This is a genomic window from Legionella genomosp. 1 (assembly GCF_900640215.1).
GTDB lineage: Bacteria > Pseudomonadota > Gammaproteobacteria > Legionellales > Legionellaceae > Legionella_C > Legionella_C quinlivanii_A.
This window is the reverse complement of the sequence record NZ_CAAAJH010000002.1, coordinates 46,937-60,080: the sequence shown is the minus strand read 5'-3', so window position 1 is coordinate 60,080 and position 13,144 is coordinate 46,937. Positions and strand designations below refer to the sequence as shown.

The following is a 13,144-nucleotide window of genomic DNA, read 5'->3' as shown; positions in this document are numbered from 1 at the left end:
ATTCAATAATCTGCTGATTTATGGTACTATATGCTTCGTTTACGATCCGCAGTTCTCTCAAAATGGATATTAGCTCCGAAAAAGTACTCCCTGATTGGAAAGAGGAGTTATCTTTTTCTTCTTTAGTTTTACGAAAAGAATTATCTGACAATCTTCTTTCATTAGATTTTACTCAGATGACTCCCATTCAAGCGCAAAGCCTGCCTTTGATGCTGAATAGGACTGATGTGATTGCACAGGCGCAAACCGGAAGTGGTAAAACAGTAGCCTTTGGTTTAGGAGTACTCAATCATTTAAAAACTGAGCGAGTTATTACACAGGCATTAATTCTTTGTCCAACGCGTGAACTGGCTGAACAAGTCAGTCAGGTTCTGCGACGTCTTGCCAGACTCTTACCGAATATTAAAATTCTGAATCTTTCCGGAGGAACCCCGATTAAACCGCAATATGACTCTTTACGACATGGAGCGCATATTATTGTGGGCACACCAGGGCGGGTTCAGAAGCATTTAGATCAGAAAAGCCTGAGCCTGTCTCGTCTGAATACTCTGGTTTTAGATGAAGCGGATCGAATGCTGGATATGGGATTTGCCGATTCCCTGAGGCAAATACTTTCTTACTGTCCATCAAAAAAACAGACATGGTTATTTTCTGCAACCTTTACACCACTTATCAAACAACTGGCACAAGAATTTATGCATCATCCTCAGGAAGTAAAAGCAGAGGAGCAGGAGAGCGTACAAGATATTGAGCAGCGATTTTTTGAAGTACCCAGCCCAAATGACAAATATTCGCTTTTGAAAAAACTACTGACTCATTATCGCCCGGCTTCTACCTTAATTTTCTGTAATACCAGGGAAAAAACGCAGGAGTTAGCCGCAGCGCTCAATCATGAAGGATTTAGCGCTGCTGTTATTAATGGGGATTTGGAGCAGGCAGAGCGGGATCAGGCGATTATTCAGTTTGGCAATGGCAGCCGTTGTATTCTGGTTGCGACAGATGTTGCCGCACGAGGTCTGGATATCAAAGAGCTGCCTGCCGTTATTAATTATGAGCTGGCTTTCGAAGCGGAAGTTCATATACATCGTATTGGTCGTACAGGACGTGCAGGCTGTAAAGGTCTGGCTTTAAGTATAACAACCCCTAAAGATGCCGGGCGCTTATGTGCTATTGAAGAGCTTATGGCAACCGAAATGGTCTGGGGAAGAGAGGATGAATTAACTGGCAAAACCGGCTCAGATCAGTCTCCTGGAGTGGTCACTTTACGTCTGATGGCTGGCAGGAAAGATAAAATTCGACCGGGTGATATATTGGGTGCTTTAACCAAAGATGCTGGATTAAAGGCGGAGGCAATTGGCAAAATTGATATTTTGAGCTCTCATTCCTATGTGGCTATTGAGCGAAGTCATGCGGGGAAAGCCTTTGAACAGTTTCAGAAAGGAAAGATAAAAGGAAAAAAAGTGGGCGTACAACGTCTGCCATAAATAATAAGGTAAATGATGACTCAAACAGGTACAGTACAACGTTTTAATAAAATTAAAGGCTATGGTTTTCTTCTCTCTGATAAGGATAAGCAGGAAGTGTTTGTCCATTTCTCTGAAGTGCTGGGCACAGGATATAAAGAATTAACCATTGGTCAGCGGGTTTCGTTTACCTTAAATGAAGGGGAGCGAGGCGGGTTTGCTACTCAGGTACAAGTAATCGATTAAATACAGATGGGCCGTTTTCTATGTTAGATGTACGCAGTTTAAGTATGGTTTTTGGTAAAAAATCCTTATTCCAGGATGTGGATTTAATTTTATTGCCTTCACAGCGCTATGGTGTGGTAGGTGCCAATGGCACAGGAAAATCAACCTTCTTAAAAATTCTTGCTGGTGAAGAAACGCCTGTTCAGGGTTCTGTGGAAAAGGCGAAAAATTTAAATGTCGGTATTTTAAAGCAGGATCATTTTCGCTATGAAGAAGATAGGCTTATCGATGTGGTGATTCAAGGGAACGCCGTTTTATGGGATGCGCTCACTGAAAAAAATAAATTGTACACTAAAGAAGAGTTTACCGAAGAAGATGGATACCGTCTTGGTGAGCTTGAAGAAATTGTGATGCATCACAATGGCTATGAAGCGGAACATTCGGCAAAAAATTTGCTGCTTGGCCTTGGGATTGCAGAAAAATACCACGATAAGCCGCTAAGTGCTTTATCCGGGGGGTATAAATTAAGAGTATTACTGGCCCAGGTTCTTTATCAGCAACCGGATATTATGTTACTGGATGAGCCCACCAACCACCTGGATATCGTTTCCATCGCCTGGCTGCAGGAATTTTTAAAATCATTTCCAGGACTTCTTATTTTCATTTCGCATGATCGCAGTTTCCTGAATGCAGTATCCACCAATATTCTGGATATTGATTACGATACCATATCCAATTACCCGGGAACCTATGATCAATTTGTGACGGCTAAAGAAGAGCAATTGATATTAAAACAAAGTGAGCTAAAGAATCAGGAAAAGAAAATCAATGCGATGCAAACTTTTGTCGATCGCTTTGGCGCTAAGGCAAGCAAAGCCGCTCAGGCCGCTTCTCGCCAAAAAATGATTGATCGCATTCAATTGGTTGAAATAAAAGATTCCAATATCCAGAAGCCATATTTTAATTTCCAGCAGCGAAGGCCTTCAGGTAAATCGATCATTAATGTTGAAAATATTCATAAAACATTTGGTGAGAAAAAGGTACTAAATCAAGTTGATTTTTCACTTTATCGTAATGATAAATGCGCCATCATCGGACCTAATGGTATTGGGAAATCCACTCTCTTGAAAATTCTTTTGAACGAGCTTTCTGCCGATAATGGGCGCTTTGAATGGAGCGAAACGGTAACGGTGGGGTATTTTTCTCAGGACTACCGTACTTTATTAGATCCTGAAATGACTATATTAGAATGGATGGAAGCGAATGCGGTGGCTACCTCCCAGGAAATACGCAATATCCTCGGCCAGGTTTTATTCCGTGGTACGGATGTAGATAAAAAAATTGCCATGCTCAGCGGAGGGGAGTCTGCACGCCTGGTTATGGCAAAGATCATCCTGGAAAAACCTAATGTACTCATTCTGGATGAACCCACCAATCACCTGGATCTGGAGTCCATTGACGCTTTAATCGATGCCTTAAGCCTGTATCCCGGAACTGTATTATTTGTTAGCCATAATCGGTACTTTATCGATAAAATTTCTACCAGAGTACTTGTGTTAACCGAGCGTTATGGCGCGCAGAATTATTTAGGAAATTATCAGGGATATCTCGAACAATTTGGTCAGGATTATTTGGCGGCTAGCTGACATAGGGGGTGGAGAGAGTGTTCATTTCGCTGTGTCATTACTCACAGGCACGCCGTCATCTCGAACGCAGTGAGAGATCTCCAAAATCTTGGTTTGTGCCAGCATTCGGAGATCTCTCAATGACATGCATGCTTTTCATCAGGCACAAAAACCATTCGGCACCGCCAGGCGGCATACCAAGATATCTTTAATGGAGCTTTTAACGTCTTCCCAGATACGTCATCCTGAGCGTAGCGAAGGATCTCAAGCTGCTTAGAGCTGAGCCAGACTCAGGAGATCCTTCGCTACGCTCAGGATGACGTACCCAGGGAGTTACGTTATTCTTATACAACTCTTTTCTTAAAAAAAGTATTGTAATGTCAAGACTGGTTCTTCCAAAAAAAAAGAGTTAAAATGCATTTCCGAAAAATCTATTCGGATTTATTGTCCTGTGAATAAAATAATTCCTGGCTAATAGTTTCAAATTCTGTAATTTCCTCATCTGTTTATAAAACCCTTACCAGCAAAGGCTTGTCATCCCGAATTTACTTTAAATCATGTGTCTACTTATCCACAAAATCTGTTGATAACTGTGTGAATAGAATGTCAGATACTGGTTAATAGAGCAATCAGGCCATCAGCTTCGCAGTTAATATTCAATTAATGTTGTCAGTATAAAATATTTACATTCCTGTTCGGTGAAAATGAGATACCAAGCCGCTATCATGCCTAAATCAAGATCAGACAAAGAAATTTTCTGCCTCGAAACCAGGTTAACTGCCTTAATTCTTAAAAATCCACAGACTTTGCCTGCTGTAGAAAAGATGTCCAAAACCATTGCGGATTTATTGACTCGCCCGCAAAACCGACGATTTCTCATGGACAATGATATTTTAACCGATCAGGGTGTTAACGATCTTTATAGCGATACGCATTTTGGCACTTTTGGCCCTGCTCTTGATTATTGCCCATTGCAAAGCGAAATTATGGCATTAATTATTGACGATCTGACTACTTCACCGATAACAAACCTTCCGCGAATTATGCATCTGCATCAATTTTTCAGCGAAAAAATTTATGATTTTTTACCTGATCGACATGTGAAGCATATTGTTGAGAAAACCGAGACTAGAAACCTTAGTGTATCACAGCGGGTAGCGAAAAAATTAAGCGCAAGGCCACAGGATATTGATGCCTGCAAAAAGGCTATTCATAAGCAAATATTTCAGGAAAATTTTTTAATACCGCGAATGCGTATTAAAGTAAAGGATCAGGGTCAGAAAGTCCGTACCACAGGGATTGCTGATCCAAAAGAGTGTCCCACAAACTTTGAGATCCAGGAGCATACCAATGTTTTAGGTGTTTTTATTCCACCGCCAGATTCTGCATGGGCTGAAGAAATTTCACGGCTAAACCAGCCATTTCTTGCCGGACCTTCAGGTAGTACAGCCGATTCGTTATTGCAGGCGCTATTGATTGGAAATTTCAATAAGGAAGAGCTAAAGCAGTATATCACAGCAATCTTTGGGTTCATTGGCGGAGGTGGATTTCACACTGCCCATGAAATCATGTCGGTTGCGAAAATAGCAGGAATTGAATATCAACCAGGCTTTTATAATCATTTTCTTGCAGAAGACTTTTTAAATCTTGAGTCTGTTCAAGATCTTATAAAAGAATATCCTCAGTTTTTTAGTCGTACACTTAGTCGAAACGACTCCTCAATAGTATGTTCAAGACATAGCTTTTTCTCTTTGGCAAAAGAAAAAGTTTGTCAGTTAGGTGAGAAACTACTGGAAAAATCATTAGACGTCGCCGCAGATCTGACTGCTGACTGTGAGAGTTATTTTCCTAAACAATATCCAAATTATTGGTCAGCGATTTCAAACCAGTCCTGCGCAATGATTTCAAATACAACGATTAATGCCTCTTGCACTCTGGCTCTCCCTGCTGCTTCAGCCTTGCCTGCTTTGCCCTAGCGTTATGAGTTTTTGGCCTGAGCAAGTTAGGTTAGCTCCCTGCATCTATTATGAATATCAGTTGCGGCGATGGCTGCCTGGCTGGTAGCGACACAGATCTGATTCAGTCCATGAACTACATCGCCTGCCGCATAGAATCCTTTGATTGAGCTTTGCTGGTGTTTGTTAACAATAACGGCACCTTCTTTTAACTTCGCACCCACATCTTTCGCCAGTCGGTTATTATAAACTGAACCCAGCGCTGAATAGAGGCAATCGAAGTTAAGTATTTTTTTATTATCGAAAGTCATTTTGGCCGAGTCAGAAGTTAATTCAATTTCCAGCAAATGATCATTGACTAAAGTGATATCAGCTTTTTTGATTTTTTTAAAATCTGCTTTACTCCATGCTTCTGTTTCTCCAAGGGTCAGTAAAGACAATTTTGGTGTATACTCGCGTAAGAATAATGCTTCCCCTAATCCTGATTTGTTATAACCAATAACAGCTACTTTTTTATCAATTATTTCAAAGGCATCGCAAACCGGACAATGCCTGATTAATCCTTTTTGAATACCATCGTTTATGTTGCCGAGGCGAGGTTCTATATCTTTTACCCCGGTTGCCAGAATAATATTTTTTGCGCATTGAAATCCCGATTGAGTGATTACCTGAAAATTGTAATCACCGAGCACTTCAATGGATTCAACGAATTCATGAATAATGGTTGCCTCATAATGAGATAGTTGCTGTCTTAATCGGGTGAGTAACTCGGGGCCTGAGATACCTTGCGGAAATCCGGGATAATTATGAGAGAGCGGGATTTTCTCAGCCCGGCTGATTCCGCCGTCATAAATGAGTATATTACGGCGATAGCGGCTCAGGTAAAGGCCTGCGGTAAGACCTGCGGGACCCCCGCCAATGATAATACAATCGAGAATATCATTTTTCATTGTTATTCTTAATGGTTAGCTAAGGATAATTATAGTACTTAAGCCTCGTTTATGATTTTCACAAACTGATTAAACTGACAATGAGACTCGCTTATTGAATTTGTATTGTAGATAAATTATGATTGGTGCGCATTAATTGCTCATAAACAAAAACAAAGGTTGTAAAAATGAAAAAGATTTTGTCACTGTTTGCTCTTGGCACTTTGATTTGCAGCTGTGCATCCATTCCGGCCGACCCGCAAACAGCCCGTGTCATTGCTTCGCCAAATCCTGTGCCCAAGGGTTGCAAGTACTTGGGACAAGTGGTTGGCAATCAAGGTAACTTTTTCACTGGAGGCTTTACTTCCAATCGAAACCTGGAAGAGGGTGCAATGAATGACCTTAAGAACAGAGCTGCAAAATTAGGTGCAAACTATATTCAATTAGTGACCAATCGTGCCGGAGTGACAGGTTCAATGAGCGGCTCTTTTGATCGACGCAGTGGATATATGAGCGGGGGTTCAGAACAAACCAATGTTACCAATCTTGGAAATGCTTATTTGTGTCCGCCTAAATTAATTGGACTTGAGTAAAGAGTTCATCAACTGTGTCATGACATGTCAGATTTGGGAGATCTCTCACTGCGTTCGAGATGACGGCGTGGCGTTCGAGATGACGGCGTGGCGTTCGAGATGACGGTGTGGCGTTCGAGATGACGGTGTGGCATTCGAGATGACGGTGTGCCTGTGAGTAAATAGCCAAAATTTGACAGGTCTGTAGTCTGTACTATACTTAAAGTGTAAGGAAAAGAAACGCCAAAGGGCGTCTCTTGAACCTGCAACAGAAACCATCTTTTTAGATGGTTTTTGTTTTTCTGGCGCTTTGAAATCTCCTGATGCCCTATCATTCACTTGTTAATATTTCAATAATCTAAATTCGCTAAAATAACCCTAATCGTTATTTATTGCGAACTGAAATGGTTGCCAGAAAACAGCTCAACATTCCCAAAAGAAATCAGGCGAATGTCATTAAGAATTTGAATAAATATCTGGAAAGTCAGAATTTGCCTGTTCGCATGCCTGTTGATGGCATATGCCGGGGATTAGCAGTTCTGCGTTGCAAATATATTCTTGAAAACCGTGAAAGCGAATATTTTTCAATAATAGATAAAATTGCTAATCTGGAAAAGCTCGATAAAGACTCTATAAATGAAGTAAATCATTTTGTAGTTGAGACTCTCGTTGCCTTTTCTCCCCATCTCTTTGATTCGACCAAAGAACAAAGGCATTCACTATCCAATCTGTCGATTAATGGTCATCCTCTGAAACCTTCTTTGAAAATGAGCCTGATCGCGAAAGATGAGAAGTGGGTTTCAGTACTTCAGGATATTGATCTTAAGCCCAGGGAGGGAATGTTATTAACACTCACCAATCATGCTGTCAGTGTTTCAAGATTGGAAAATGGCCAGTATCGTCTGGCGGATCCTAATGATCCTGAGGGGTTTATCCACTGTGCCGATGAGAAGTCTTTAATAGCAGGTATTCGTGAAATTGCCAGAAAATGCAGCTGGAAAGGGGATTTAGGTCTTGATTTGGAAGTAGTCAGGCACCCCATAGCTGAGATACGAATTCCTGCGTTGCCTTCTTCTGCTGAACTTTTTTCCCGCTATCTCGATGCAGATGCCGTCTGTAGCCGATGGGATAATGAGCTTAAAAAAGAGGAAAAACTTTCCCAACTCATTTTTGCCTGCCGAAAAAACAATGCCAGGGCTGTGAAATTAATTTGTGAAGAGTCGCATCCTGTCGGTACTGATTTGCTCAAGGGATTAACCTATGCCGTAATGAGTAATAATGAAAAAGTGATTGATTATATGCTGGAGAGTAGCAATAAGGAGTTAATAAGCTTGGTTAAACGCCCTGAAATTAGCCGACTGCTTTTTGATTTTGCCTTAATGCGTGGTAAATACGGCAGTTTTAAGTGTTTAATTGAAAATGACGCCACTCAGAATAATTATTTTGATTTAATTTTATCCGGTCAAAATGCCACGCAATATCTGAATCAGGCTGCCTCTGGAGGTAGTCCGGAAATCTTGAGTGATTTACTCAATGACTATCAGCAAAAATCGCACCCAATGTTGTCTAATGAGCAAATGGCTGATCATATTCTAAATAAATATAAGGGTAAGGATGCTATTGAAGCGGCAATTGGAGAAAAAGGAAACTGTGGGATGAGCAACACCAAATCGGTATCTTTGCTGCTTGACCAATTGAAGAAGGCCGACAGGTTTCCTGATGATGAAGTGCTGCTCCATTATACATTGCTTGCCGTGAAGACCAATCAGCCGCATCTGGTAAAATTGCTATGCGATACCATTTCGAATAACCTTGCCAAAGAATCGCGCGAGAGATTGTTTAAATCAATTTATTTAAGTGTTGAGACTGCAAGGGAAACTGATTATTCAGTTTTAAAAGCCCTTGAAGATGCTGGCGCCGATTTTTCTTTCGGAGTCCGTGGAATAATGAAAGAAAAGAGAGGGCAGGCTCCCGGAATACTGCTCAGCATTGGAATTCAACTGTCTAAATTTAGTGATTGGCTGGATGGTATTACCCAGACTAATAATGTCAGCTATTGTAAAGAACGCTTAAAAATGTTTAAGCAGGGTATGGAAAGCGATGAAGCGAGCCCGATACAGGCTATTCCAGCCTTCAGTGGGGCTTAGGTTCAATCGAGTATGGATTGGGTGTTGTTGGCTTTGCCTGTTGAGCTGAATCCAATAGCTCAGTCGCTGCTAAATCAGTTTTTTCAGATTTACTGCCTTGCAAGAGTTCCTTGTATCGATTACTGATATTCTTTGTTTGATAAGCCTCTTCCTTTAAATCGGGTTTTAAACGCTGAGGATTCATCCCATGGAAACTGGTTTCGTCCAGTTCCTTTACATTTCGAGCAAAACCATAAGTTGGAAAAAAATAATTTAATGCAGGGCTTAGCGCTTTGGGTAAAATCTTTTCAGCAAGAATATGCCCATTCGCGCCATTGGCACAATAAACCCGGGTAGTTTGACAACGCCCGGTTTCAGGAGCAATTTCAGCTCCAAATCCTGAGCGCCACTGGTTCATATCCCCCGTGTGATAAGCGCCTACTACCTCCTTATCTTTTATTACAAGCCCGACCCCCAGCCCCCAGCTCACTTGTTTTCTGTCAAGTGCATCTATATTAATATTTTCCACCAGCATATCTTTTGACTGGGGAAAATAATCATTTTCCATCGTATAAATCGGCTCCTGAGGTTTGAAGGCATAATTCAGACGCTCATCATTAATCCATGAGCTCACCAAGGCAGCATAGTCCTCAGCCGTTGTTTTTAAGCTATTCGCAGCAACGGGCTCATCTCCATAACTGCTGTGAGACATATTTAAAGCATGGGACGCAAACACATTTGCCCAGGCCAACGTTTCCAGATCACTGTGAGTGAGTTCTTCGATCGCCGTTTGTAAACAATCAATTCCAGGACCAGAATAAGCATAATAGGCTCCTGGCGCAAACTGAAAGGAGTAGGGCTTTTGCTCCACAATATGCAGGCCAGTCCGATGGGAAAGAATTATTCTTGCATTCAATTGTTTAGCCAGATCCCAATCTTCCGGTTTGAAATTCTTAAGAAAGGGGTTGTCATTATCTGCTAATGTTTCACCGCTCGCATCTCGAAACACTTGATACAATGGAGTATCCAAATCAAATTGGCTATCCGATGAATTAAACTTGCCAAAACCGGGGATCGCCTCATCGGCCTTATTAGCTTCCAAAAGTTTGAGGACCAGATAAGCAAAAACGGGTTTACTAAGTGAGGCTACCCCAAAAGGAGTTTTAGCCGTTGTTCCTATCGACAGAGTAGAAATATGTGCATCGCTATAAGAAGCAATAGCCGCTCCTTGAATGTTTGCCGAACGCATTAATTCTTCGGTGGAGCTGCGAGTGATTTCATTAATAGCATTGACTTCCTCAGTTGTCTCTAATGCCGGCTGTGCCGGGTGTGCCTGAGGCAGGAGTATTGCCAGCCCTGTGGCCCAGGACTCAGCTGTATGGCCACCATTATGAAGCTTGCATCCAATATTTAATTTTCTGGCTAAAGTCATAACCGACTGAGCAAGCGGTTCGTCACCCTGGTTTCTATCGCCTGTTTCATGGGTTCCAGCCTGCAGATAAATACTTAGCTCCCCTTGGGGAACAGTCTGTCTCGACAACTGGTCATATCCTGTATTCAGCATTGTTAATAAGTATTGCTGCTCTTCCTGATTGTTCAAGGGAGCTCGCCAGGTGTCATCGTCTTCATAACGCGCAGGCGATTTATTTTCTTCATTATTCAGGCGTGAGGCAGGAGGGCCCCACCAGACAGCTGGTGATTGAGCAATCACTTGTCCAAAGATTTCAGGATGCATTTTCGCGGTATAAAGTGCCTGAAGACCACCCATGCTTTGACCGCATAGTCCTGTTTTTTTAGGATCGTCAGTCGTTTTCATCCCTGCTTGTTTCAGTGCGCCTGGAATGCTTTTTAGCATTGAATCAGTTTTTAAATCGCAGGCATATTCTCCAAGTCTTGGCATAGAAACCCATTGCCCGTCTTTCTGAGTGGGTGGGGAAGGGGAGACAAAGACGGCAACAATAGGGGGCATGCGGCCGTTTGCAATCAGATTATCCAGAATAGTTTTAGTACCCATACTGTTTCCAAAAGCATCCTGACGCAAATGCATGCCGCCATCCAGCATCACCTCGACTGGGTAATCTTTGGAGTCTGAAGTCTCATATCCCGCTGGAATGTAAACTTCTATTAACTGCTCCCCTGGTTTTATCTGATGATGCTCATCCACTGGTTCACTTAAAATTCCCTCGGCGTTAAGGACTCGCCTTTGGATACTGCCTTTGCTTTCTGTGGGTAACTCAGGATTCTCATAAACCGAAGCTATAATTTTTCCATCCGACAATGCTATTTTGCTTATAATATCGGGTTTCTGAGTTAATTTTCCCGGTTTTACATTCGGGTGCATATAAAAATCGCTGCTCTCATTAGGAGCCATCGTTCTTTTTGCCGTCCATTGGCCATTTTTTTGGAGAGTCATGGGGAGCTGATGCGCTTCTCCGGCGGCATCATGATAGCCCAATAACATTTCATGTGGGGCAGGAGTTGCAGTGTCTGGGGTGTAAATGAAGGCGGCGCTAATCGCTGATGAATCAGTATCGATAAGTATTTCCACTAATCCGGCGCTGGGCCCATCTATTATGATTTTTAAGGATTCTGGCATGTTGAGTCTGATTTAATCTGTTCATTAAATTATAGGTGGTTTGGTGATTTATTCACCAATGCTGTATCGCTTTAGCCTGCGCTGCTACGTACCGCGACTTGTTCGCGGTATCCCATAATAGTAGTCTTGAAATGTCAAGACTGGTTCTTTATAAGAAAATTGGATAAGATGCCCGCCCGAAGTATTATTTTCTCCTTGTGGATAATTTTGCTCTCTTCTTCTGCATTTTCCAGTGCTCCTTTTATAAATAAACCTCATAACCCCCCTGTATTTATTCGTTTATTTTACATTTTCCTCTTTAATTCCTGCAATTTCACTTATCCACAAAAACTGTGGATAAGCATGTGTATAGTTTTCAGAAATGCTGATAATTAAAGGGAATAAGAGACTGCCCAGACATTTCTCAATCTGCTATCACTGTCAGAGTCACAAACACTAGTGAATAATTGTTTTCTTATTTGGAAAGAAATGGTTTCCAAATCAGCTAATTCTATAAAAGTTACTTTTTGATTAAAATAGAACCATTCAGGGTGACTTATAATCAGTTGCTTGTAATGATGAATATTTTAATAGACGAGGGAAACATTATGAGAAGGCACCAATACGAATTTTTTTTCATTGAGCCAGAAGAGCATGGAGAGCCTGATACCAAGTATTTAGTCTTTTCCTCAGCTTTAATCTCCAGCAGCCTCCGTCATGAAGTGTGCCACGGAAAAGATGGTCGGGTACGGGGATTCCATTTATTAAAAGAGAACGAATGGCTGATTCGTACCAGTTCATTAAAAGGGGTATTAACTATCGATTATAAAAAAGACGGGCAATCCTTATCGCTCCGATGCTATTTGACCACGCGGGGCTGGCGCCTTGATGATGGAAACTCAAGCCGGTTTGACTATTGTACCGATCCGGGTATGTCTGTTCTGTATGCCGATCAGCTGCTGGATGTTTTAAATCATTTATCACTATTACAAGGTTTACATCAGGTTCTGCCCGATGACGATATGGCGGCTACAGATGAAATGTTCAGTGCGTATTGCATCCATACTCCCTGAATGCTTTCTGCTTTACACGCCCGTATGCTTTCAATATAATCTGATTAAAGTACAGTTATCAATTGGGCGGATATAGTTGATGAGAGGCGGGAAGCGTGAAGGTTCCGGGCGACCCAGGGGCAGCAACCAGTATGGTGAATCCACCAGGGCGATGCGTATTCCGATGTCTCGCATTGAGGAAGTAAAATGTTTGATTACAGGGGCGAATCCAGCGTCCATTCCTTTATACAGCTGTAAAGTGAAAGCTGGATTTCCTTCACCGGCGGATGATTACATTGAAGCCTATGTCAGCTTAAATGAATTTCTGATTAAACATCCCTCGTCTACTTTTCTGTTAACAGCCTCCGGGGATTCAATGAAAGATGCGGGGATCGTCAATGGCGATCTGCTCGTTGTCGATCGCAGCCTTGAGCCAGCACATGGGCGAATCGTTATTGCGGCAGTCGATGGGGAGCTAACCGTCAAGCGCTTGTCACGCATCAACGGCCAGGTTCAGCTAATGCCGGAGAATTCTGCTTTTTCACCGATTGATATCACTGAAAATCAGGATTTGATTATCTGGGGAGTGGTCACACATGTCATCCATCAGACTTTATAAGCG

Annotated in this window: 10 protein-coding genes; 8 read left to right on the top strand and 2 right to left on the bottom strand. The window is 42.0% G+C overall.

Going from position 1 to position 13,144, the window contains the following annotated elements:
- Positions 1 to 62: 62 nt before the first annotated feature.
- The 4 genes from dbpA to E1O89_RS02440 all read left to right on the top strand — a co-directional run bounded on the left by dbpA (position 63) and on the right by E1O89_RS02440 (position 5,289).
- Positions 63 to 1,484 (top strand): ATP-dependent RNA helicase DbpA, encoded by a 1,422-nt coding sequence (dbpA, locus tag E1O89_RS02455; RefSeq protein ID WP_133138800.1) that lies wholly within the window; start codon positions 63 to 65, stop codon positions 1,482 to 1,484.
- 12 nt (positions 1,485 to 1,496) lie between these two features.
- Positions 1,497 to 1,709: a cold-shock protein gene (locus E1O89_RS02450; protein ID WP_133138799.1), complete on the top strand. Its 213-nt coding sequence runs from the start codon at positions 1,497 to 1,499 to the stop codon at positions 1,707 to 1,709.
- Positions 1,710 to 1,729: 20 nt separating this feature from the next.
- Positions 1,730 to 3,334 carry an ABC-F family ATP-binding cassette domain-containing protein gene (locus E1O89_RS02445; RefSeq protein WP_133138798.1) on the top strand — a complete coding sequence of 535 codons (1,605 nt, stop codon included), beginning with the start codon at positions 1,730 to 1,732 and terminating at the stop codon, positions 3,332 to 3,334.
- Positions 3,335 to 4,038: 704 nt separating this feature from the next.
- Positions 4,039 to 5,289 (top strand): hypothetical protein, encoded by a 1,251-nt coding sequence (locus tag E1O89_RS02440; RefSeq protein ID WP_133138797.1) that lies wholly within the window; start codon positions 4,039 to 4,041, stop codon positions 5,287 to 5,289.
- 26 nt (positions 5,290 to 5,315) lie between these two features.
- Here E1O89_RS02440 and E1O89_RS02435 read toward each other — a convergent pair whose 3' ends face one another.
- Positions 5,316 to 6,218, bottom strand: a complete 903-nt coding sequence (locus E1O89_RS02435) for an NAD(P)/FAD-dependent oxidoreductase (RefSeq protein WP_133138796.1) — start codon at positions 6,216 to 6,218, stop codon at positions 5,316 to 5,318.
- Positions 6,219 to 6,385: 167 nt separating this feature from the next.
- Between E1O89_RS02435 and E1O89_RS02430 the strand changes: the two genes are divergently transcribed.
- Positions 6,386 to 6,790 (top strand): DUF4156 domain-containing protein, encoded by a 405-nt coding sequence (locus E1O89_RS02430; protein ID WP_112218121.1) that lies wholly within the window; start codon positions 6,386 to 6,388, stop codon positions 6,788 to 6,790.
- A 383-nt stretch (positions 6,791 to 7,173) separates the two neighbouring features.
- On the top strand, positions 7,174 to 8,916 hold the full coding sequence (locus tag E1O89_RS02425; protein WP_133138795.1) for a hypothetical protein: 1,743 nt from the start codon (positions 7,174 to 7,176) through the stop codon (positions 8,914 to 8,916).
- Here E1O89_RS02425 and E1O89_RS02420 read toward each other — a convergent pair.
- A complete protein-coding gene (locus E1O89_RS02420) occupies positions 8,903 to 11,491 on the bottom strand; it encodes an alpha/beta hydrolase-fold protein (protein WP_133138794.1) in 2,589 nt (862 codons plus the stop codon). The two genes, E1O89_RS02425 and E1O89_RS02420, sit on opposite strands and share 14 nt — an antisense overlap.
- A 587-nt stretch (positions 11,492 to 12,078) precedes the next feature.
- On the opposite strand from E1O89_RS02420, the gene E1O89_RS02415 reads away from it, so the two are divergent.
- Positions 12,079 to 12,543 carry a hypothetical protein gene (locus E1O89_RS02415; RefSeq protein ID WP_133138793.1) on the top strand — a complete coding sequence of 155 codons (465 nt, stop codon included), beginning with the start codon at positions 12,079 to 12,081 and terminating at the stop codon, positions 12,541 to 12,543.
- 76 nt (positions 12,544 to 12,619) lie between these two features.
- Positions 12,620 to 13,141 carry a LexA family protein gene (locus E1O89_RS02410; protein WP_410054751.1) on the top strand — a complete coding sequence of 174 codons (522 nt, stop codon included), beginning with the start codon at positions 12,620 to 12,622 and terminating at the stop codon, positions 13,139 to 13,141.
- Positions 13,142 to 13,144: the final 3 nt, after the last annotated feature.

Coding starts and splice junctions, on each gene's coding strand:
- dbpA (WP_133138800.1), top strand. CDS start 63: ATGGATATTAGCTCCGAAAAAGTACTCCCTGATTGGAAAGAGGAGTTA.
- E1O89_RS02450 (WP_133138799.1), top strand. CDS start 1,497: ATGATGACTCAAACAGGTACAGTACAACGTTTTAATAAAATTAAAGGC.
- E1O89_RS02445 (WP_133138798.1), top strand. CDS start 1,730: ATGTTAGATGTACGCAGTTTAAGTATGGTTTTTGGTAAAAAATCCTTA.
- E1O89_RS02440 (WP_133138797.1), top strand. CDS start 4,039: ATGCCTAAATCAAGATCAGACAAAGAAATTTTCTGCCTCGAAACCAGG.
- E1O89_RS02435 (WP_133138796.1), bottom strand. CDS start 6,218: ATGAAAAATGATATTCTCGATTGTATTATCATTGGCGGGGGTCCCGCA.
- E1O89_RS02430 (WP_112218121.1), top strand. CDS start 6,386: ATGAAAAAGATTTTGTCACTGTTTGCTCTTGGCACTTTGATTTGCAGC.
- E1O89_RS02425 (WP_133138795.1), top strand. CDS start 7,174: ATGGTTGCCAGAAAACAGCTCAACATTCCCAAAAGAAATCAGGCGAAT.
- E1O89_RS02420 (WP_133138794.1), bottom strand. CDS start 11,491: ATGCCAGAATCCTTAAAAATCATAATAGATGGGCCCAGCGCCGGATTA.
- E1O89_RS02415 (WP_133138793.1), top strand. CDS start 12,079: ATGAGAAGGCACCAATACGAATTTTTTTTCATTGAGCCAGAAGAGCAT.